General features: G+C 60.6%; 26 protein-coding genes and 1 tRNA gene. 18 read left to right on the top strand and 9 right to left on the bottom strand.

The features are described from left to right. Window positions 1-27: 27 nt before the first annotated feature. The 15 genes from EJ072_RS33395 to EJ072_RS33320 all read left to right on the top strand — a co-directional run bounded on the left by EJ072_RS33395 (window position 28) and on the right by EJ072_RS33320 (window position 12,354). Entirely contained in the window at window positions 28-1,269 is a 1,242-nt protein-coding gene (locus EJ072_RS33395) for a phage portal protein (RefSeq protein WP_245467089.1), read from the top strand. Next, window positions 1,266-1,607 carry a gene transfer agent family protein gene (locus EJ072_RS33390; RefSeq protein WP_126083053.1) on the top strand — a complete coding sequence of 114 codons (342 nt, stop codon included), beginning with the start codon at window positions 1,266-1,268 and terminating at the stop codon, window positions 1,605-1,607. The genes EJ072_RS33395 and EJ072_RS33390 overlap by 4 nt, the downstream gene beginning before the upstream one ends. Beyond that, on the top strand, window positions 1,600-2,106 hold the full coding sequence (locus EJ072_RS33385; protein ID WP_126083052.1) for an HK97 family phage prohead protease: 507 nt from the start codon (window positions 1,600-1,602) through the stop codon (window positions 2,104-2,106). The genes EJ072_RS33390 and EJ072_RS33385 overlap by 8 nt, the downstream gene beginning before the upstream one ends. After that, complete coding sequence (locus tag EJ072_RS33380) at window positions 2,106-3,293, top strand: phage major capsid protein (RefSeq protein WP_126083051.1); 1,188 nt, start codon at window positions 2,106-2,108, stop codon at window positions 3,291-3,293. The genes EJ072_RS33385 and EJ072_RS33380 overlap by 1 nt, the downstream gene beginning before the upstream one ends. A gap of 5 nt (window positions 3,294-3,298) precedes the next feature. Beyond that, entirely contained in the window at window positions 3,299-3,880 is a 582-nt protein-coding gene (locus EJ072_RS33375) for a hypothetical protein (protein WP_126083050.1), read from the top strand. Between the two features lie 352 nt (window positions 3,881-4,232). Beyond that, window positions 4,233-5,093, top strand: coding sequence for a hypothetical protein (locus EJ072_RS33365; protein ID WP_126083048.1), 861 nt, complete (start codon window positions 4,233-4,235; stop codon window positions 5,091-5,093). Next, a complete protein-coding gene (locus EJ072_RS33360) occupies window positions 5,090-5,410 on the top strand; it encodes a head-tail connector protein (protein WP_126083047.1) in 321 nt (106 codons plus the stop codon). Before EJ072_RS33365 ends, EJ072_RS33360 begins: the two co-directional genes overlap by 4 nt. Next, window positions 5,400-5,816, top strand: coding sequence for an HK97-gp10 family putative phage morphogenesis protein (locus tag EJ072_RS33355; RefSeq protein WP_126083046.1), 417 nt, complete (start codon window positions 5,400-5,402; stop codon window positions 5,814-5,816). The genes EJ072_RS33360 and EJ072_RS33355 overlap by 11 nt, the downstream gene beginning before the upstream one ends. Further along, window positions 5,813-6,232 carry a DUF3168 domain-containing protein gene (locus EJ072_RS33350; protein WP_126083045.1) on the top strand — a complete coding sequence of 140 codons (420 nt, stop codon included), beginning with the start codon at window positions 5,813-5,815 and terminating at the stop codon, window positions 6,230-6,232. The genes EJ072_RS33355 and EJ072_RS33350 overlap by 4 nt, the downstream gene beginning before the upstream one ends. Beyond that, entirely contained in the window at window positions 6,232-6,546 is a 315-nt protein-coding gene (locus tag EJ072_RS33345) for a phage head closure protein (RefSeq protein ID WP_126083044.1), read from the top strand. Before EJ072_RS33350 ends, EJ072_RS33345 begins: the two co-directional genes overlap by 1 nt. Continuing rightward, window positions 6,543-6,929, top strand: coding sequence for a phage terminase small subunit P27 family (locus EJ072_RS33340; protein WP_126083043.1), 387 nt, complete (start codon window positions 6,543-6,545; stop codon window positions 6,927-6,929). Before EJ072_RS33345 ends, EJ072_RS33340 begins: the two co-directional genes overlap by 4 nt. Beyond that, window positions 6,929-8,551 (top strand): terminase TerL endonuclease subunit, encoded by a 1,623-nt coding sequence (locus EJ072_RS33335; RefSeq protein ID WP_189343153.1) that lies wholly within the window; start codon window positions 6,929-6,931, stop codon window positions 8,549-8,551. Before EJ072_RS33340 ends, EJ072_RS33335 begins: the two co-directional genes overlap by 1 nt. 10 nt (window positions 8,552-8,561) lie before the next feature. After that, on the top strand, window positions 8,562-10,856 hold the full coding sequence (locus EJ072_RS33330) for a tape measure protein (protein WP_126083041.1): 2,295 nt from the start codon (window positions 8,562-8,564) through the stop codon (window positions 10,854-10,856). Window positions 10,857-10,952: 96 nt separating this feature from the next. Next, a complete protein-coding gene (locus EJ072_RS33325; protein WP_126083040.1) occupies window positions 10,953-11,903 on the top strand; it encodes a hypothetical protein in 951 nt (316 codons plus the stop codon). 103 nt (window positions 11,904-12,006) lie between these two features. Further along, a complete protein-coding gene (locus EJ072_RS33320) occupies window positions 12,007-12,354 on the top strand; it encodes a hypothetical protein (protein WP_126083039.1) in 348 nt (115 codons plus the stop codon). Window positions 12,355-12,425: 71 nt separating this feature from the next. Here the strand turns inward: EJ072_RS33320 and EJ072_RS33315 are convergent, their stop codons facing one another. The 9 genes from EJ072_RS33315 to EJ072_RS33280 all read right to left on the bottom strand — a co-directional run bounded on the left by EJ072_RS33315 (window position 12,426) and on the right by EJ072_RS33280 (window position 17,990). Beyond that, window positions 12,426-12,752: a hypothetical protein gene (locus tag EJ072_RS33315; protein ID WP_126083038.1), complete on the bottom strand. Its 327-nt coding sequence runs from the start codon at window positions 12,750-12,752 to the stop codon at window positions 12,426-12,428. A 50-nt stretch (window positions 12,753-12,802) separates the two neighbouring features. Further along, window positions 12,803-13,249: a DpnI domain-containing protein gene (locus EJ072_RS33310; protein WP_245467087.1), complete on the bottom strand. Its 447-nt coding sequence runs from the start codon at window positions 13,247-13,249 to the stop codon at window positions 12,803-12,805. A gap of 121 nt (window positions 13,250-13,370) precedes the next feature. Next, the gene (locus EJ072_RS33305; RefSeq protein ID WP_126083037.1) at window positions 13,371-14,099 is read right to left on the bottom strand and encodes an HNH endonuclease; all 729 of its coding nucleotides are present in this window, start codon (window positions 14,097-14,099) and stop codon (window positions 13,371-13,373) included. Between the two features lie 293 nt (window positions 14,100-14,392). Further along, window positions 14,393-15,196 carry a hypothetical protein gene (locus tag EJ072_RS33300; protein WP_126083036.1) on the bottom strand — a complete coding sequence of 268 codons (804 nt, stop codon included), beginning with the start codon at window positions 15,194-15,196 and terminating at the stop codon, window positions 14,393-14,395. A gap of 163 nt (window positions 15,197-15,359) precedes the next feature. Next, a tRNA-Gln gene (locus EJ072_RS33295) sits at window positions 15,360-15,433 on the bottom strand. Window positions 15,434-15,478: 45 nt separating this feature from the next. Further along, the gene (locus tag EJ072_RS33290; protein ID WP_189343152.1) at window positions 15,479-16,561 is read right to left on the bottom strand and encodes a tyrosine-type recombinase/integrase; all 1,083 of its coding nucleotides are present in this window, start codon (window positions 16,559-16,561) and stop codon (window positions 15,479-15,481) included. After that, window positions 16,551-16,751, bottom strand: coding sequence for a hypothetical protein (locus tag EJ072_RS36255; protein WP_127257236.1), 201 nt, complete (start codon window positions 16,749-16,751; stop codon window positions 16,551-16,553). The genes EJ072_RS33290 and EJ072_RS36255 overlap by 11 nt, the downstream gene beginning before the upstream one ends. A 37-nt stretch (window positions 16,752-16,788) precedes the next feature. After that, window positions 16,789-17,478 carry a hypothetical protein gene (locus EJ072_RS33285; protein ID WP_126083034.1) on the bottom strand — a complete coding sequence of 230 codons (690 nt, stop codon included), beginning with the start codon at window positions 17,476-17,478 and terminating at the stop codon, window positions 16,789-16,791. Further along, window positions 17,475-17,990, bottom strand: coding sequence for a hypothetical protein (locus EJ072_RS33280; protein WP_126083033.1), 516 nt, complete (start codon window positions 17,988-17,990; stop codon window positions 17,475-17,477). The genes EJ072_RS33285 and EJ072_RS33280 overlap by 4 nt, the downstream gene beginning before the upstream one ends. 153 nt (window positions 17,991-18,143) lie before the next feature. On the opposite strand from EJ072_RS33280, the gene EJ072_RS33275 reads away from it, so the two are divergent. The 3 genes from EJ072_RS33275 (at window position 18,144) to EJ072_RS33265 (ending at window position 20,846) form a co-directional block, all read left to right on the top strand. Further along, window positions 18,144-18,491, top strand: coding sequence for a hypothetical protein (locus tag EJ072_RS33275; protein WP_126083032.1), 348 nt, complete (start codon window positions 18,144-18,146; stop codon window positions 18,489-18,491). A gap of 172 nt (window positions 18,492-18,663) precedes the next feature. Continuing rightward, entirely contained in the window at window positions 18,664-18,915 is a 252-nt protein-coding gene (locus EJ072_RS33270; protein ID WP_245467086.1) for a hypothetical protein, read from the top strand. 164 nt (window positions 18,916-19,079) lie between these two features. Next, on the top strand, window positions 19,080-20,846 hold the full coding sequence (locus tag EJ072_RS33265) for an adenylate/guanylate cyclase domain-containing protein (protein WP_126083030.1): 1,767 nt from the start codon (window positions 19,080-19,082) through the stop codon (window positions 20,844-20,846). Window positions 20,847-21,041: the final 195 nt, after the last annotated feature.

Here is a 21,041-nt window from a genome sequence, read left to right as displayed (position 1 = left end):
AATTCCGAATAAGGTTTCGGAGTTGTTGTGCGTTCTCGTCCAGTCGAGTTTCTGAAGACTATTTTTGGAAGCGGGATCGAAAAGAAGTCGGTCCCGCTTTCTGATTCCTACGGCATGGAATCTGTCTTCGGCATCGTGCCGTCAGCGTCTGGCGTGACCGTCACCGCGAGCACCGCATTGCATGTGCCGGCCGTCCTTCACGCCCTCCGACTGATTTCCGAAACAATCGGCTCGCTGCCTTGCAAACTCTACCGTGAGGAAGGGGATAGCAAGGAAGCCGCCAAGGATCACGCCGGCAATCGACTTGTGCATAGCCGTGCGAACCCTTGGACTAGCGCCGGGCATCTTCGCAGCGTCCTTACAATGGACGCGCTCATGCACGGTGCGGGCTATGCTCAGGTTGTGCGCGTCGGCAGTGACCGCCCGGCCGAACTTCACCGCCTCACACCCGGCACCGTCCAGCAGCATTTCGCGGATGACGGCGAACCCTATTACCTGGTCCAGCCGACCAAGGGCAGACAGGTGCGCCTGTCCTACCGTGATGTTCTCTACGTCCCTGCCTTCGGCGGCGTCTCGCCGATCACGCTTGGCAAGGATGCTATCGGCGTTGCCATGGTGCTTGAACGCCATGCGTCGAAGTTCTTCGCGGGTGGTGCTCGACCGTCCGGCGTCGTGTCCAACGAAAAGCCGGCCGGCGGTGAGTCCGGTGCGAAGACCATTTCTAACATCCTGAAGTCGTGGCGCACGTGGCAGTCCAATTCCAGCGGCGACCCGCTCATTCTCGACGCCGGATGGACCTATGCAGCGCAGACGATGCCTAGCACCGATGCGCAGTTTATCGAGAACCGGCTTGAGCAAATCAACGAGATTGCCCGCATCTTCGGCGTGCCACCTCACATGCTCTACCAGCTTGAGCGCGCGACATGGAGTAACGCCGAACAGATGGCGGCGAGCTTCCTTCAGCTTTGCCTTCGGCCCTGGCTCGACCGTTGGCAGGACGCCTATGCGACCGTCCTTCTCACCGAAGACGAGCAAGACGACCTCTATTTCGAATTCGTCATTGACGACCTTCAGCGCGCCGACGCGGCGGGTAGGGCGGAAATCTTCGGCAAGCTGGTCGCTATGCGCGCCATGACGCCGAACGAAGTCCGCGCCGCCATGAACCTGCCGGCCATCAAAGGCGGTGACGAGCTCGCCAATCCCTACACCACGTCCGGCAAGCCGGCCGCTCAAAACGACAACCGCCCCGCCGGCCAGGTGGCGGCATGACGCATACCGCTTTCTTCGGCGACGGCAACCATGCTTTCGCACTCACGCCCGAGTTGATCCTTGAGCTTGAGCGCAAGACCGGTGCCGGCATCGGCGCGCTCTGCATGCGCGTCCCTGATGGTCACTTCCGCCATGCTGAGCTTGTCGAGATCATCCGGCTATCGCTCATCGGCGGCGGCTCGACGCCCAAGGAAGCCGCTGCGCTCGCCGACACTTACGCGGCCAAGCGCCCACTCATTGAATCCTTCCCGATCGCCACGGCTGTTTTGCAAGCCGTCTGGTCCGGCGCGCCCGCCCAGGCCAGCGACAAAGCCCAGGACAACACCGCCAATGGATAAGCTCTTCCTCGAAACCAAATTCGTCGCCGGCAATGCCGGCGAGATTGAAGGGCTTGCGTGGCCGTTCGGCTCACCCGATCGCGTCGGCGACGTGATTGAGAAAGGCGCTTTCGCCAACGTCAATCTGCCCCTCACGATGCTTTTCGGCCACGACCAGAACGACCCTATTGGCGTCTGGACCGAAGCCGTTGAGGCACCGGACGGCCTTCGCCTGAAGGGCAAGCTGCTTGTCGAGCACGTCGAGCGCGCCCGCGAGGTTCGCGCGCTTGTGCAGTCCGGCGCGGTGCGCGGGATTTCGATCGGCTTTATTACCCGCAAGGCCATGGCTCGCAAGGGCGGTGGCCGCACGATCTCTCAACTCCAATTGCTTGAGGCGAGCCTTGTGACTCTCCCCATGCATCCCGGCGCGCGCGTCACCAGTGCGAAGTCGGCAGTCCAGGCGCTCGCGATTGCCGACGCCATCAACCGCGCCACGGCGCATTTCTTCCAAGAGGTATAATGATGAACCGCACTAGCATGCGAGCGCTCGACGCGCTCGAAATCAAAGGCGACGATGACGACGGCCAGGCCGTTGTCACGAAGGCGCTCAACGACTTCCGTGAGGCAGTCGAAACCCGCCTGAAGGCCGTCGAGACCAAGACGGGCGACAGTGTCAAGCTCACCGAACGTTTCGACAAGCTTGAAGCGAAGATGAACCGTCCGGTCGCTGCCAACTCCAATGTCCCCGCCGCCGACAACGACAACGATGCTGCAGCCGCTGAGCGCAAAGCGTTCATTGAGTTCGCCCGCAAGGGCATCGAGCGCATGGACCAGAAGGCAGCGGCAACGCTCACCGTCGCCACCGACGCAAGCGCGGGCTACCTGGCGCCGGAAGCCTTCGGCGCGGAAATCCTGAAGGGCATCGTCGAATTCTCGCCGGTTCGCGCCTACGCGAAGGTGACGACCATTGCAGCGCCGGAGATCAAGCTTCCCCGGAAGCTCACCGGCACCGCCGCGACCTGGGTCGGCGAAACGGACGACCGCTCGCAGTCGGACATGACGTTCGAACAGGCGACGTTCACGCCCTATGAACTCGCCACCTATGTGGACGTGTCGAACCAGCTTCTGGAAGACAACGCCTACAATCTGGAAGGCGAGCTTGCCGCCGACCTGGGCGAGGCGTTCGGCAAGACCGAGGCCACCGCTTTCGTGTCCGGCAATGGCACCGGCAAGCCGAAGGGCCTGCTCGTCGCCGCTGGCATCGCCGAAGTGAAGACCGGCAACGCTGCGACGCTCGGCACCGACCCGGCCGCAACCATCATCGGCATGTTCCACAAGGTGCCGTCTGTCGTCGCCCAGAATGGCGTCTGGCTGATGAACCGCACGACCCTGGGCGCGCTGCGCACCCTGAAGGACGGCACCGGCCGCTTCATCATGCTCGACCCGATCACGGCCGGCGCACCCGTCACGCTGCTTGGCCGTCCGATTGTCGAGATGGTCGATATGCCCGACGTGGCGGCGAACGCCTATCCGATCATGTTCGGCGATCTGTCCGGCTATCGGATCATCGACCGTATCGGCCTGTCCGTTCTGCGCGACCCGTATTCGCAGGCAACGAAGGGCACCGTGCGCTTCCACGCCCGCAAGCGTGTCGGCGGCGACGTCACGAATGCCGACCGCTTTCTGAAGCTGAAGGTGGCGGCGTAACCCCTATGCGGCTCGCAAACGACATCATCGCAATTCCGCACGGCTCCGCTCATGCCGTGCGCTTGCGGCCGTCTTTGCGGGCCGCTGTCCGCCTGCATGCGAAGCACGACCTTCGCAAGCTGGCTGAAGCTGTCGGCGAGGGCCACCTTGGCATCATCGCCGACATCATCCTTGAAGGCACCGACCCTGAAACCGGTGCGAAGGTGGTCAACGGCCTTAGCGTTCGCGATCTGGTGGCGCTGGTCGAGCCTCTCTCTGACTTCGCTTTCGCCCTGCTAGGCGTCGATCGCAAGGCCGCGTTGGAAGTCAGCGAACGTGTCGACAGCACGCCCGATACTTCCGACTGGATTGGCCCTCACCTTGAACGGCTGTTTGAGATCGGCACCGGCTGGCTTGGCTGGTCGCCGGCCGACACATGGGCCGCAATCCCTACCGAAATCTCGATTGCCCAGCGCGGTCTCGTCGCCCGCCTGAAGGCCGTCAACGGCGTCAAGGATGATGAGAAAGCCGAAAGCGACCCGCTCGAAGAGATCGCGCCTGAGAAGGTGAAAGAAGGTCTGGCGAAGCTGCGTGGCTTGGCTGGGTAGGACACATGCCAATTCGTCCACCTCGCATTTGCTCTTGTGGCCTTATCGTCGCCCATGGCGAGCGTTGTGCTTGCCAGGTTGTGCGCGACCGTGAGCGCAACGCTCGCCATGATGCACGCCGCGAGAATGCAAGCCGGCGCGGCTATGATCGCGCATGGGAGCAAGCGGCCCGCGCCTTCCTCGCTCTGCCTGGCAATGACCATTGCGAGTGCGGCTCACCGGCTACCCTTGTCCGGCACGTGGTCAGCATCCGCCGACACCCCGACCTTCGCATGGTGCGCGCGAACTGGCGGCCCGGTTGCCGGCGCTGCAATGCACGCGACTACATCAGAGAACGGCGGAGGCAGCACCCATGAAGCACGCTTCCGAACGCGAGCTTTGGGTTGCCGTCATCCTTCAGGCCACAGAAGATGGCCTAAAGGACAAACGGGCACGCGCCTGGTTTCAGCCCGCCAATGCTGATTTTGTCGATGTTTGCAGCCTTGCCGGGCTTGATCCTGACAACGTGGCCGAACGTGCGGCCAACGCCTTTCGCCGATCGGACAACGCGGAAGCGATCGGCCACAAATTCGAGATCGCCAAGCCGGAGGCAGCGGCACCACGGCAGGCCACGCGCTACGAACACGACGGGAAGTCCCTCACGGTTCGAGAGTGGTCAAAGCTTAGCGGCGTCAAAGAATCTAACATCCGGGACCGTCTCCGCTTTGGTTACTCCATCGCCGAAGCAACTAATCCGAACTTCAGGCGGAAGAAGCGTAGCGTCTTCAACGACCGGCCCGGCCGCAAGCCGAAGCTGCATACCATAAACGGAATCAGCAAGACGCTGTCTGAATGGTGCAATGCGTATGACATCAGCTACCACTCGCTCGCCCAGCGAATGAAGCGAGGCATGACGCTTGAGCATGCGCTTGCACATAGCAAGAGCGGCAAGCGCGCAAGCCTGCTCCACACCGTCGATGGCGTGAGCAAGACGTATGGCGAATGGGCTGACCATCTCGGCATTAGCTATGACGCATTCCTGAAGCGCCTGAAGGACGGCAACGGCCGCACGGTTGCCCAGGCTGTCGCAATGGGCGGCCCGAGGCGGCGCAAGACGCCCGGCCATGACCGGGGGGTGGTTGCCGACTTCGCCATAGCGTCGGGGACCGGCGGGGGGAGCTTCCCGCAAGAGATTCCCGAAATAACTTTTTCTGAGAAGGCCGAAAACGAATGAGCATCGTCACCCTGGCGCTCGCCAAGGCACACATGAATGTTGATGGCACGGCCGACGATGAGCTTATCACGCTCTACATCGGCGCGGCCGAACAGTGGCTTAGCAACTACATCGGCAGGCCGCTCGCCGACCTCGATCCACTGCCCGACGACCTGAAGCTCGCGGTGCTGAAGCTGGTGGCGTTCCACTATGAGCAGCGCGAGGCCGTCGCCTTCAGCGTCACCATGACCATGCAGCTTGCGCCCTACGGCGTGACCAGCATCGCCGACGCCTACCGCGAAAGCTGGTTCGGGGAGGCCGCTACTGATGGCGTCTAACGGCCTAAAGGAAACGCTTGCGGCTATGGAGCGCGTGAAGCTGGCGGCAAAGGAAGCCGCCATGAAGCGGCTTATTAAGGGCGCAAACGACGTTGCCGATATTCAGCGGAGGCTTGCGCCAAAGGATACCGGCGCGCTCGCCGAGAGCATCACCGTGACGCTGCCCGGCCAGAGCACGCCGCCCTTTTCCCAGCCGGGCGGCTCCCGTGTCGCCGGTGAGGGTCAGGTGATCGTCACGGCGGGCAATGAGGACGTGCGGTATCCGCACCTTGTTGAGCATGGCACGTCCAAGACGGAAGCCCAGCCATTCTTTTTCACCGGCTATCGGCTGCTTCGCGACCAAATCAAGCGTGGCACCGCAAGCGCCTTCACCCGCGCGGCCAAGAAGGAATGGAACAGGCGATGATCGAGCCGACCCTTGCCCTTCAGACCGCTATCCGTTCGCGATTGCTTGATCGCCCGGCCGTCACCGCGCTTGTGCCCGCCGACAACATCCGTTCCGGCTCGACGCGACCGGACAAGACGCCGTGCATCATCATGGCGAACGGCACCACGGCGTTGCACGGCCACGACTACTCCGCCCAGCGCGCCGCCTGGGTCAATCTAGACATCCATATTTGGACTCTCGACTCGGGCGAGGATGCCGCCAAGGCAATTGCCTTTGCCGTCTGTGAGGCGCTGGACAGCAAGTGGAAGCTTCAGATTGACGGCGGCTACGTCGACCACTTCGAGGTGACGCGCGCTGTCTACCCGCGTGATCCCGACCCGGCCTATGGGCACGCCGTCATGTCGGTTGAAGCGCTCATCCGGTGGATTGTGTGATGCGCGCCGGCAAGCTTGACCGAACCGTTTCCATTGAGCGGAAGACCGAAACCGTGTCGCCGACTGGCGCGGTTGTCGCCGCCTGGCTGAACGTTGCCACGGTGCGCGCGGAGATCGTGACGCAATCCGCTTCCGAATTCCTCACCGGCTTCGGCGAGGCCGAAAGCGGCACCATCGTCTTCCGCGTCCGCTACCTCGCCGGCATCACCACGGCCGACCGCGTGAGCTACGCCGGGCAGGTCTATGACCTGAAGGAAGTCACCGAAATCGGCCGCCGTCGCGGCCTTGAGCTCCGGGCGGTGGATACGGCATGACGCATCTTCGCGGCGTGAAGCCTGTCCTTTCCCCTGATCGTGAACCGCTCACCAAGGCACCGACCGCGCCGAAGTGGATGACGGCCGACGCTCGCGCGGAATGGAAGCGTATCATGCCGCGCTTGATCGCGGATCGGATCATCACCAAGGCCGACCTGACCGGCGTCGAGAACTATTGCGTGGCGACCGGGCGGGTTCGCGAGATCGAGCGACTGTTTGCCGCTGGCGGCTTGGACAAGACCCTTTTCGGAATGCAGAACCGCGCCATGCAGACGGCCCGGCAGCTTGCCGCCGAATATGGCCTGTCGCCCGTCTCGCGCTCTCGCGTCGGCGCGGCTGGCGCCGACGACGATGACGACGACAACCCGCTCGCGGTGACGTGATGGCGAGCACCTATCCCGCATGGATTTTCGACGGTTCCACGATTGAAGACCCGTTCGGCTATGGCGAGCGTGCGGTTGAATTCATTCGCCGCTTGAAGCATCCAAATAGCACCGCGGCGAACTCTGGTTTCCAGCTTTATGACTGGCAGGAACGTATCATCCGTCGCATTTACGGCCCGCGCCACGCGAACGGCCGGCGCGTGGTCGAAACCGTCTTCTGGATGATTCCGAGAGGCGGGAGGAAGACCTCCCTCGCTGCTGCGCTCGCCCTCTTGCACACCATTGGCCCAGAGAAGGTTCCGGCCGGCCAGGTGATCTTTGCAGCGTCCGACCGTGAGCAGGCCGGCCTTGGGTTCAAGGAAGCCGCGAACATTGTGCGGATGGACAAGCGCCTGGTCGCCGCGACCCGCATCTATGACGCGCACAACAGCGCAAAGAAAATCGTCTATCCGAAGTTCGGCGTTGAGCTTCAGGCCATTTCCAGCGACGGCGCTGCGCAGCACGGCAAGACGCCGGCCTTTGTGCTGGTGGACGAAATCCATGTGTGGAAGGGCCGCGACCTTTGGGAAGCGCTCAAATCGGGCATGGTGAAGACCAGCGGCACCCTCATGGTGATCGCCACCACGGCCGGGCGGGGTTCCGAGAACATCGGTTTCGAGCAGTATGACTATGCCCGGCGCGTGGCGCGTGGCGAGATCGTGAACCCCGCATATCTGCCGATCATCTTCGAAGCGGCCAACGACAATGAGTGGCAGGACGAAGACCTATGGCACCGCGTCAACCCTGGCCTGAAGTATAGCTTTCCGAACCTCGACGCGCTGCGCACGGCGGCGAGGGAAGCGGAGCACCGGCCCGCAGACCGCTACGCGTTCAAGCAGTTCAATCTCAATATCTGGCAGGCGCATTCGCGCGACCCCCTTTTCGACATGGCAACCTACGACGCCGGCAAGATCCCGCTCGACCTCGCCGACCTCGCGGCGCTGCCGTGCTTCATCGGCGTGGACATGTCCGTCAACGGCGACCTCACCGCCGTTGTAGCGGCGTGGCGTGGCGATGATGGCGCGATCTATGTCCACCCGTGGTTCTTCGTGCCTGGGGATGACCTGAAAGGCAGGGCCGAACGTGACGGCGTGCCCTATGAGCAATGGCGCGACGACGGCCTGATTACCGTGATCGATGGTCCGGTGATCGAACCGGAGGAAGTCGAGAAGCACATTCGCGAGATTTGTGCCGCCAATGACAACGTGCAGGAAATCGCATTCGACCCGCACCTGGCGCGCATGACCATGCAGCGGCTTTACGATGACGGCTTGCCGGCCGTCGAAATGCGCCAGGGGCCGCTGACCATGGGACCGGCTATTGGCGTGCTCGAGCGCGTGGTGAATGGCCGGGCGCTTCGCCACAACGGGCACCCGGTTCTTCGCCATCACTTTGATAGCGTCGTCGCTTCCCGCAACGACACCGGCCTTGTCCGTATGCACAAGGGCAAGAAGACCGATCGCATTGACGGCGCTGTTGCTGCCGTCATGGCCGTGGCGCGTGCCGTCGCGAACAACAACCGCAAGTCCTTCCTCGACATGGACCCCGACGAACTAGACCAGCTCATGGCCGAGGCAGCATAGGAATTTTCAGATGGATGACGGCCAGCAGCTTTTAATCACGTTCGAGGCGAAGTTCGAGCGCTACATGCGCAACTTCGAACGTGCGCAGCAGCAGACCGACCAGCGATTTCGGTCGATGGAACAGCGCGCCAAGAAGGCCGGCGAACGCATGGAAACGTCATTCGCTGCCGTATCGACCCGGATCAATGCCGGCCTGAAGGGTATCGGCACGGGTTTCCTGGCGGGCGTCAGCCTTCAGGGCGCGCAAAGGCTCATCGACACCGCCACGAAGATTCAGAACGCGCTGAAGGTCGCCGGGCTGTCCGGCGAAGACCTGACCAAGGTCTACGATGCGCTGTTCGCGTCCGCCCAGAAGAACGCCGTGCCGCTTGAGGCGCTGGTGCAGCTCTATGGCAGGGCCGCCCAGCAACAGCGTGAGCTTGGAGTTTCATCCGGCCAACTGCTCCAGTTCACCGACAACGTGGCGCTCGCCCTCCGCGTCGCCGGCACAGATGCCGGCCAGGCATCCGGCGCGCTGCTTCAGCTAGGTCAAGCGCTTGGCAGCGGCACGGTTCACGCGGAGGAATTCAACTCCGTGCTTGAAGGTGCGCCGACGATCGCCCAAGCGGCAGCGGCGGGCATCAAAGAGGCCGGCGGTTCCGTTGCTGCCCTGAAACAGCTTGTCGTCGACGGAAAGCTCTCCAGCAAGGCGTTCTTCGACGGCTTCGCCGCTGGTGCCGCCACACTTCAGCAAAAGGTTGCTGGTGCGGAAACGACTATCTCGGGCCGTTTCGTGCGGCTGCAAAACGTGCTGGTCGATGTAGCCGGCAAGTTCGATACGAATGCTCATGCTACCGAGATGTTCGGCAAGTTCCTTGATGAGCTTGGGGTTGCAATCCGTCAGTTCGGCGACGACGTGGCGGCGGCTGCACCCGCTCTCGGGGAAATCGAGCGTTTCCTGAATAGCGTCAACGAAGCGGCCCAGAATCTCGGGAGGAACATTGGCGCGCTCACCGGCCTCGACCAAGTGGCGCCGGCCATCAACAACGCCTTGAACGGCGTCGAGACGGACCCAGTTAAGGCGAAGCTCGCCGACCTCGAAAGGACCGTCACAGCCCTTCAGGATGCCATCAAGTTCAACACGGAAATGGGCATCGACACTACCACGGTGCAGGCCCAGCTTGACCAGGTGCTCGCGAAGATTGCGGCCATTAAGTCCGGTGCTGCCGTTGTCGTCGCACCGCTCGCCGACCAGAGCGATAAGGGCGTGTCCGACGCCATCAACGGCATGGTGCCGTTCAACCCTCTGGAACCTGTGTCGACGCCCGATAGCGTCAAGCCGATTTCGCTTGCCGACTATCCGGTGACTGGTGGAAGCGGCAACAGCAAGGGCAGCGCCAAGGCAAAAGGCCCGAACGACTTCGAACGCGAGATCACCCAGACGCAACGGCGTATCGCTGCCCTACAGGCTGAGACAGCCGCCCAGGCCGGCGTCAATCCGCTGGTGGATGACTATGGCAGGGCCGTCGAGGAAGCTCGCATCAAGCAAGAGCTTTTGAATGCCGCCCAGCAAGCCGGCGTGACGATCACGCCTGAAGTGGCGGCTAAGATCGACGCGCTTGCCGGCTCTTACGCTGACGCCAGCGTCGAGGCGCGCAAGCTCGCCGACGAGCAGGACAAGGCTCGCGAGAACGCCGCCGATTGGGCATCTTTGGAGCGGGACACCGTTGGCGGCTTCATCAACGATCTGCGCCACGGCAAGACGGCGGCCGAAGCATTGGCGAACGCCCTCGACAAGGTAGTGGACAAGCTCATCGACATGGCGCTCAACAGCCTGTTCCCGGCAACCGGGGGAGGCGGCATCCTGGGCGGCCTTTTCTCGTTCCTGGGCTTTAAGGATGGTGGCTATGTGCAAGCGTTCGCCGGTGGCGGCCACGTGCGTGGCCCAGGCACGTCCACCAGTGACAGCATCCCGGCCCGGCTGTCCGATGGGGAATTTGTCGTCAACGCCCGCGCCACGGCCAAGCACCGGGCTCTCGTTGAGGCAATCAACAGCGATACCTTACCCGCGTTGGCGTCCGGCGGCTCACTCGACGGCGGCAACGTTGGCAGAGTTCAGCGGCCGGCGAACGACAACGTGAGCAACACGTGGAACTTGCCGATCACCGTCACCGTGAACGCCCAGGGCGGGGATGCGGCTCAAAACGCCGATTTGGCGCGCCAAACGGCCCGCCAGACGCAAGATGCGGTGCGCGCCGTTGTAATGGATGAGCTTGTTCGACAGACGCGACCCGGTGGAATTATGGCCGGCGCCCGAAGAATTTAACGCGCTGGACCGATAACCCGCGCTCTTTTCGCTATAACGAAAAAAAAGACCGGCCGACATTTTCCCGACGGCGACCGGTCTCTTAGTAGGTGATGAATGGATTATAGCAATATCGCGCCCGCTTGTCAGGCGAGCGAGCAGAAAAAGTCGAATGGCGAAGTCGAGATCGACCGCTTTCTGGCCGACTTCGTGGCAGGTCTTCCAATCGACTTCGGTAGCAGCGAAGCGCCGATCGTCGAGTCAATCGAACCCGACACTTTTGCGACAACGCCGACTGTCGTTTCCACACCAGAGCCCATGGAAAAAGGGCCTTCTGGGGCTATGGTGGTCCGGCCGCCAGTTACCGGCACCATTCGCCACACCTCCAGCACTCTTGAGGGCCCTATCAGCCCCAGGAAGGCCAGCACCTCTAGCACCCTTAAAGCCCCTGTCGGCCGTAGGAAGGCCACCACACGCGCCAAGACCACCAAGCCCAGATGGCGTCACCTGGGCGAACTCGACAAGCTACAGGCCAGCGTCGAAGCGGCCGAACGAGTGGGCGGCTTTGCTTGGTCGCTGAATTTCGGGATCGGGCGCGAGGGTGCTCTCCTGCACGCTGATGACCCCGCCCGCCTATTGTCGACTTATATCAGCCGAGAGCTTCGCCGGGCGATCGGGCACGACCTACCTTATTCGTTCGCAATGGAGCTTTGCCCCGATGGCCGCCTGCATACTCACGGTGCAATCGCGGCGGGCGCTGTCGATCTTGACGCTGTGCGAAAGGCGCTCATCCGGGCCGGCGGCAAGATCGAGGGGGCGGCCCGGTGGGTCGATGACCAGCTCGACCTGAAGCCCATTAAGGGCGCTATCGGCTGGACTTCCTACATCACGAAGATGCGCCGCTGGGGGAAGGCGGTGCCAAAGGGGCAGCACGTCTTCATTTCCCGGCAGCTTAAGCAGATGGGCATGAAGCACTATGACCAGCACGGCCTGCCTAAGCGGCTGTCATTCTCGAAGCCTCGCCGAAAAAGTCCGGCTCCTGCACCAGCCGTCGCGCCTTCCGAGTAAGTCACCAATGACTTACTCTAAATATATGATTTTATTTGATTTTATGGCTTTACAAGCCAGGCGAAGCGATTCAGATTCAGTTCGTCACCAACAGGAAATCGACATGACCGAACCGACCGAAATCTTTCTGAGCAATGGCCGCTACTATTTGCTTGTGAGGTGCCTGCGCTCGGCGTTGAGACGCAAATACAAGCACCCCGACGAGCGTTCCTACGCTGCGCTCTCGAATCTGAGCCTAGCCGGCATCAATATGGGCGAACTCAGCCTGGAAAACAGCAAGGTCGTGTCGGCGCACTACCGCGACCTTGTCGAGGCGCTGGCGACCGTTCAGCCGTGCGCCTTCTCCGGTCAGATCGAAGACAACGAGATCATCACGATCCTGGGCGAGGTAGGGAACATCTGGCCGGCGGCTATCCGCGCCGATATCGAGGCGAATAGACCCGCCGCTTAGGGTTTGGCCTGACATTGAATAGGGGGTGCGATGTGACCTCGCCCCCCGCTCGGTCCGCTAGACTGCTCTACTCAATCGTTGCCAGAATGATCCGGCAGGATCTCGGCCGAAAGGGTGGCTGTGTTAATATCTTCGATGACAGATAGCGCTTGCCTGGCCACATGTTCATCGATGCCGTCATCGTGAATCATCGAACTGAAATACTGTTGCAACAAATTATAACGACCGGCGTTGTCGGCTTCGTTCCAGTCGTGGTCAGAACGTCCGGCCGACATGGGGTGGGCAGCCGAAGCAGGGGCCTCTGGCATTGTCGTGACAACTACCTTCCCCCTGTTTGCCTGTCCCTCGTAAAGGTCGCTGTTTGGCGTCCAGACTATCAATGCGTCCTTCGCTAACATTTTCTCTCCTTGCTATTTTGTTTAGGCTCTTCCGATTGTCTCACTATCCGCTAGCGAATGCGAACGATCCGCTCCTTCACGGCGTCAAGATCATAGACGAAACCTTGCCAGCCAGACCGACGAGCAGTCTGGGATAAGGGACTACGTGGCTTGAACATCGCAGGCGTTTGAAGATCAGCCGCCAGATAGTAGATCGAATACTGCCACGCGCCGTCGACGAGCACCAGGAACAATGGGAAATAGATAGCGGCTTGCATGCGGTCGTTCTGCGGCCTCCATGCGGCTCCCAGGATGGCTTTCGGAACGACATCCAGGCGCTTAACTCGGCTCGCTTTGACCTGCCCGAGATAGCCGCAAAAATCGCATATGATATCGGCGCATTTGAAGTTCGATGGCAACCTGACCAGCGTTTTCGCTCCCTTGCATTTCGGGCATGTGCAGTCGGCGACCACTCGTTGTTCGCCAAACAGTCCAAGATCCTGCTTGAGAGTAGCCAACTATCACTCCATCGAGCCTGGCAACACCGACCCGCCGCGCGTCGCATTTTTCCGACCCATATCAGCGCCTGTTAAAGCCCTGTCAGCTCAATCGCCGGACAACAACGGCCAAGGGCGCGGATCACACCGCGCTGTTTTCGGCAAAGATTATCCGTCGAGCCTCATCGACAGTCACCCACCGTCGTTCGGTCGCAATTATGCGGTGGATCAAGCGATGACAGCACGCACATAAGAGCGCCATATCGGCCAGTCTGGTTACCCTGACACCTGCCTCAGCGAGCGGCACCACATGGTGCGCTTCGAAAGCAGCATCATGAATGTTGGCCAGCACAGATGGGTAGCTGATCGCGCATATCTCACAATTCAGACCCGCAGACGACCGAGCCTGCAAAAGCTTCGCGCGAATTCTCGGATTTCGTTCACGAGTGTAATGGAGACGGGTCAAGACCCGGCCCTCATAGAACTCGTCCTCTGCCGGCACCACCACGTCTTTGGCTGGCACCTTGATACCCGCACGGATTAGTGCGGCCAGCCGCACGACCTCCTCGCGCCGATCACCAAACTCTGCCCAGATAGCGCGGTCCATCGCGGAGACATTTTGAAGTCCCTTGCCCGTGACAACGCTACGCAGATTTTGCACCTTGAAGGCGACACCGGCGGCATTGCGGAAACGCTCGTTCCTCGCTGCATCCTCATGATATGGCAGCGCCCTGAGAACATCGGATAGCAACTGGACCCTGGGGTCGGCAGATCGAAGCCTTCCCATGTCGGATTCGAAGAATAGCTCCAACGCCAGGATTGTCTCGTCGCGTGTCCAGTCCGGATTTCCGTGTCCTTGTGTCACCGCCATGTTGCGCCCTCTAGTTTTGAGTGACCGCGGCCTGGTTTGCGCCGCGCTCGCTGGTCTCACCAATCGTCGAACATGCGAACGGCGCGGACAATGAAGGCCACAATCACCGATTTACGCGGGCGGAGTCGGAAGAATTCCTACTACGATTAACCGAACCGGCTCACCGACTTTATCGCGCACGATGTAGGTTTGTAGGTATACCTTGTCCCGGCCCATTGCTGCCAAGAGCTGGCTCTGTAAGCGACCTTTGATGTCCGATGGCACGTTGAAGCTCAATGGCTGAGCGCTGATGGTCAGTCGCGCTTTGCCCCATCCCGTTTCCTTGTTGTATTGAATGATGTCGCCAAGGATCGGAGTAATCTGTTGGTCCACTGCGGACACCTCGATCTCCTCGGCCATTCGCCGATTAAGAAACAAGATGCCCTTGGGGGAGAAAGGCCAGAATCAGATACAATTTCTAGAGTATTTGCACTTCGCCGGAGCACGGTAGCCATCTCGCTGACCAGCGGGGCAGACATCGAGATCAATTTTTGTTCGCGGGCGCCATCAATGCGGGCGAGCTGCGCGGAGGACGATAGCATTTCCTTTTCACGCGTAAGCTCGGCTATCCTTCTCTCAAGCAGTTCCTTTTGCTGCCCATGAAGGTTCTCCTTAATCTCCTGGTCATTCTGGATGATGTCTAGCGCCCTATTGATAAGTTCGGTGTTGTTGTCGTCTATGTGCCCGATCTGAGCAACAACTTCGGTATGAGCGTTTAAGGCGGTAGCAACGTCACTATTTGAAGTTTTCCCAACGATCCGTTCAAAAATATAGGACATTAGATTAGTTACAGAAACGGAGACAAATGTCTCCTGAGCTGTCATTAACGCTGGCATAAGAATGCTTATGTCAAAAGAACCATCCTCTTGGCTTTGCAAGAGTATGTCTCTGTTGCTCGTATTAGTTATCTTTTTAACGAAACTGCCCGTCGATCGGAACTGCAACAATTTTACAATTAGGCGGGCCGCAGCGTATTGGAAGCGCGCAGCTTCATAAAAATTCAGCGTATGCTCGTCGGCCAACGCACCTTCAAAGTGAAACACCAATCTCTCAGGCATATTTCTCTCCCCCTTGACCCAAAGACAACTTAGCAGTCTCAAGGCGAGTCGCAAACCATGGCTACGGCTTTGCGTGTGTTCCGGAGATGTCATCCGGAAAAGTGTTCCGGTTGCGATTTTCTCGCTTTGCCTAAGTGATTGTTCTTATTGCAAAAAAAGTATCTGGCTGGGGAACCTGGATTCGAACCAGGACTAACGGAGTCAGAGTCCGTGGGTCTACCGTTAACCTATTCCCCAAAAAGCCTTTGATTTCAAGACTTTGGCCGAACGAGAGAAAAGCGGTTAGACACTTTTCTTGCGGGAGTTAGACAAAACCCGTTCTCGTTTCGAGCCGGCTTGTATCACATTCGCCATGTCGATCAAGACCCCTGATACGTCCGCGCTCGAAGAATAATGCTCGGCCATCTCGATCGTCTCCTGGCCGAGGAAATTCTTGATGTCCTCGAGCCGGTAGCCTTGTTCGCGCAGGTCGGTCGCCACCGAGTGCCGAAGGCCATGCATCGTCAGGCCCTTGCCGGCGAGGCCGCGCGCCACGCAATCGTCGAAGAATTTTCCGATCGAAGCGGAGAAGCCCATCTCGGTCCAAGGCTTCCTGTGCGAATTGAGGCATAGCATCGTGACGTCGATCTCTGAAACCGGCCATGCCTCCAGCGCCTCGTCCAGGATCTTGCGCAACTCGCCTAACGCCGGCAGCTTCATGATCTTGCCGTTCTTCGAGGCCCGGAAAGAGATATAGCCGTCGCGATAGGCCATTCGCGGCAGCCGCAGGATATCGCCGCGTCGCATCGCCAGGAAGCGCGCAAGCGCGATTGGGACCTTGTAATGGAGCGGGGCGGCAGCCAGCACGTTCACCCGTTCCGTCTTCGTCCACGGGCGGTTCTCTTTGCGCCGATCCTTTGCGATCCTTGCCTTTTCGAGCTCGAGGCAAGGATTGGACGTGACCAGCCCATACTCCTTGCCGTGTTTGAAGGCCGAAGAGAGCATGGCCATCATGTGGTTGGTGAACGCGCCGCGGCGCTTCTTGACGGTCTTGTCGCGCAGCTTCGCCATGAATGCGGTGTCGATCAAAGCCAGGGGTGTCCCCGCGATTGGCTTCAGATGGTCCATGTACTTTTGATAGTCGGACTGCGTGCGCGGAGCGAGATCGGTAAATTTGGGGGATTTCTTGTAGCTTTCGAGCAGCGCCCCGAGCGTTCCGGACTGCGCCATCTTTGGGGCATGCAGCTTGTCCAGACGATCGACCTCGGCGGCTAAGGCCTGGCCGGTCAGTTTCGGGTCGATCGGCGTCCCGCTCTTGCGGTGATAGACGCGCTCGATGCCGAGCCGGTCCTTGTAGCGTTTGAGCCCTGTGATCTTAATCCTCATCGAGCAACCCCAGCCATTCGTCTCCCGTGGCCGGCTCCGATTGGTTCCGGCTGTCCAGCCACCTGTCAAGCGCGCGCACGTCATACCGCACCAGGGCGCCGATCCTGGTCGGCGCCACTTGGACATGCATCTTCAACCATTCGACCGATTTGCCGCCGCAATATTCGGCAGCCTCGGCGGGTGAGAGCATTCTTTTGGACGGCAATGGCACTGCGCGCTGTCCCCGTTCAACCAGCTCGCACGGCAATGCCGAGATAGCGCTGGAGGCGCTCGACGAAAGCGAGCTCCGCCTTCATCGCGCCCCAGGGCACAATCGCGCCGACCAGCTTTGGCTGAGGCAGCGCCACGCGCGGCAGGCAGGCGCTGCGGGAGCTGGCGCCGAACAGGGCAGTGGCCTCCGCGACCAGCATGCGATCGTCCATTTCGCGGATTTGGCGAGCGTATTGAGACACGGCGTTGATGTCGGGCAGCCCGGCCGCCTGGTAGATCGCGACGTCGATGCTGCGCTTGACCGAGGCCAGCGCCCTGTGCGCCAGACGTTCGACGAAGTCTGCGGCTTCCAGTCCGGCCTCGGTGGCCAGCCGGGCAATATGATGCTGGATGAGGTCCACTGTCGGCCTGGTGATGTCGCCCAGCGCGTATTCGTGCCCGTCATGCAGGAGGAAATAGCCCGCGGCGACGCCATCGCCGGTCTCCCGGTAAAGTGCATCGGCACCCATCACCGAATGCTGGGCCACCGAATAGGCGGGACAACGGTAGAGCCCGTTGAACCGCGCGAGCTTGGACAGCGTGTTGGCCATGTCGGCGAAGCTGATGTCGGATGGTTTGGGATCGACCAGGTCGAAAGCGGATCCGTCCGGCTTGAAGGTCGGGATCACCGTCGCCGTGCGGACTCGGCTTGCTTGCTCCGGCATCATTGCGTCACCTGCGGCATGGCGGACTCCACCGCTTTCAGGACGCTGGTCCGGATAGCGGGGAAGATCGGCAAGGACTCCAGATAGCTCGACAGCACCGCCATGCAGCGTTCCCGCTGACCGGACCAAGGGTCGAGCAGGAGGGCGCCCCTGGCGGCACAATATTCGCCCCACGCCTGGACAAGTCCGCGCGTCGGTTCGGCGTCTGCCGGAAGCGGCAGACGGTTAGGCGCGGCATGCCTGGCCTTATCGATCATGTCCTCGAGCAGATCGGGGCGGACGGTCAGCTGCTTTGTGCTCGCCAGCGCCGCGAGCGTCGCGGCATCGTCGCGGAATTCCACGATCTCGGCGCTCGTGAAGCCGGCGCGGACTAGGTCTTCTATCTTCACCCCGCCGCAGACGGCGAATAGGTCGCGCATGGCCTCGGCCATTTCGAGGCAGCGCGGATGGGTTTCAAAAAAAGCTTCCGGGAAGCTCGGCCGGCTGTGCGACGGGTGTCTGCTGATTTGCTGCAATGTCGATTCTCCTTGGGTGCGTTAGAAGGCGCCGAGCGTGACAGCGGCGCAGAACAGGAGAGCGGCCAAGAAGGCAACGTGTGGAAGCCTGTTCGCGAGCGCTCCAGCCCTGTGATAGCTTGCCGAACGCGAGGCAGATGGCAGGGGGACTAGATGAGGAATCTCGTTTGGGTTGCGGCGCTGTTTTGGTGCGCCGTCTCGGGACAAGCACTCGCGTACAGCGACAAGCAGATGGCAGTGATGTCTCATCTCGGGCAGGCGATTGCCGGGACAAAGATCTGTTCGAAGCTGGAGATCAGCGAAGGCGAAGTCGCCGTGATGATCACCGCCTACAAAGTCGACCTCGGCGATCCCACCGTCGCGGCCGTTATTCGAAACAAGGTCGACGAGACCGTCAGCGCGTGGGCCGGAAAGGGGGAAGACATGGCGTGTGCAGGGGCGCTCATCCTCTACGGCCCTAGCGGTTCCAACGTTCCAGGATTGCTGCGCATCAAGGACTGATTTCATCTACCTACTCCGATGCGCTTATGGTAGGTAACACCTACCTACTTTGTCAAGCGGAGTAGGTTAGCGTTGCTGCTACGCCCCTGTGGAATGACGGGCGGCCAAGAGCAGGTTTGTACTTGTTTTGTTCTCAACCCTGAGTCACACTGCCGCGGCAAAGGAGGCAGTGTTGCTGACGTATTTTGTTGTCCAGAGTTTCAACTTCACGCCGAGGGGAGCCGTCACCGCCGGAAAGGCGGTGGAGGTGCAAGATGCCGAGCATGCGTTGCGACTCGCTGAGAAACTGGCGGGCTGCTCGGCCGGGGTGGTGGCGTTCAGCCGGAAGGGTGACCCTTCAAGTGGGGAGTTCGACGACGCCGTTATTCTTTATGCTAACGGGATTGTTCCGCTGCTTGAGACGGAAGTGTCGATGGCATCCTAAGGGTTCGAAACAAACTGCGCCTCCATCTCGTCGTCGCCCAGCCCTCCTATCATCATCGCCAGCAATGTCGCACTGCGGTCCCCCGAAGCGGCTGCAGGTCGAGCCGATCTAAATGAAGCAGCCCTCCTGAGTCCGTGCTATGTCAGAGAGTGAAGGAGGGGCAGATGAGCGAGACCCGCAAGCTTGCGGCGATCCTGGCCGCCGATGTCGTCGGATACAGCCGACTGGCTGGTTTGGACGAAGATCGGACTCTCGCGCGCCTCCGGGCACTCCGCAGCGACCTGGTTGATCCTACCATCGCGGTACACATCGGACGCGTGGTGAAACGTACCGGTGACGGAGCCCTTGTCGAGTTCCGCAGCGTGGTCGATGCTGTCCGATGCGCCATCGAGGTGCAGAACGCCATGCTCGAACGCAACGCCGGGGTGCCGCCTGATCGACGTATCGCGTTTCGCATAGGAATACATGTTGGCGATGTAGTCGAGGAGAGCGACGGCGACCTGATGGGCGACGGTGTCAACATTGCTGCCCGTCTGCAAGGTATTGCCCAACCTAATGGTATTTGCCTATCGGGTGCGGCATATGAACAGGTACGCGACAAGCTCAAAGTTAATTTCGAGGATATCGGCGACCAGGAACTCAAAAACATTGCACGGCCGGTGCGAGCCTATCGCGTGACCTTAAACAGTGGCGCCGAAAAAGAGCCGACAGTGCCCGACCTCTCCGGTGGAAAACTGGCGCTGCCCGACAAGCCGTCGATTGCTGTCCTGCCGTTCCAGAACATGAGCGGTGACCCCGAACAGGAATACTTTGGCGACGGCGTCGCTGAGGACATCATTACCGCCTTGTCCAAGCTGCGGGGCTTCTTCGTTATCGCTCGCAATTCGACCTTCGCGTACAAAGGCAAGGCGCCGGATATCCGTCAGGTCGCGCGAGAGCTTGGTGTTCGCTACATACTGGAAGGCAGCGTTCGCAAGGCTGGCGAGCGGGTACGGGTAACTGGGCAGCTCGTCGATGCCGCCAGCGGCAACCACATCTGGGCAGAGCGCTACGACCGCCCCGCCTCTGATATTTTCGCCGTGCAGGACGAGATCACTCACAGCGTTGTCGCGGCGATCGAGCCGCAGATTTACGCGGCTGAACGTCTTCGCCTTCAAAGTAGGACGCCGGAGAGTCTCGATGCATGGGGCTGCGTTGTCCGAGCAATGCCTTATATCTGGTTATGGGCTATTCAAGATGAGGACACTGGCATCAACCTCCTGACGCGAGCGATTGAGCTTGATCCCCACTACGCTCGCGCCCACAGCCTGCTCGCGTGGACCTTCGCCACCCGTGTAGTCTCAGGCAATTTGGAATTTGAGCCAGGCATTTCCCATGCCCTCACGCTCGCTCAGCGTGCGATAGACCTCGATCCCGACGACGCATGGGCCCATTTTGCGGCGGGCTACGTATTCGCGATGTCGAGACGATTTGGGCCGGCGGTGGAGGAACTGAACGAGGCACTGCAACGCAACCCCAACTTTGTATTCGTCCACATAATCTCGGGAGCAGCGTACGGCTATGCGGGGCTTGCTGAAGATGGCCTCCGCCAGCTCGAAATTGCGCGACGATTGAGTCCCCTGGACCAAACCCAAGCAGCCAATCTTTCGGTCGAAGGTCTTTGCCATCTGGTCGCCGGCCGCCACGCCGAAGCGGTAAGAGCTGAACGTCGGGCCGTGCTGATGAGACCAAACTTTGGAACCGCCTGGCGCACGCTCACAGCAGCCGCAGGACTGGCCGGTGATCTGGAAATCGCACGCCAAGGACTCGTCGAATGCAAACGTCTACAGCGGAATCTCAGCATCGACTGGGTCGAAAAATACCACCCACTGATACGGGCTGAGGACCGTGCCAGGTATATCGAGGGCCTGCGCCGAGCGGGCCTTGAATAGTTCAAGCTTGATCCTTGTCGATTGCGCCGGGGCGGCTCGAAACTGGCGATTTCTCGATTCACGCCTCGCAAATGCCCACACCCCCCAATGGGTCCTATTCCTAGATGCTCAGATCCCCGCCAGCCGGACCGGCCGATTGGCAAGTGACCGCGTCAAACTACAGCTGATAGGCTATCGCGGGTTGACATTCGGGGC

The organism is Mesorhizobium sp. M2A.F.Ca.ET.046.03.2.1 (genome assembly GCF_003952425.1).
Classification (GTDB): domain Bacteria; phylum Pseudomonadota; class Alphaproteobacteria; order Rhizobiales; family Rhizobiaceae; genus Mesorhizobium.
The sequence above is the reverse complement of the archived record's forward strand: the minus strand, read 5'-3'. Positions and strand labels throughout refer to the sequence as shown.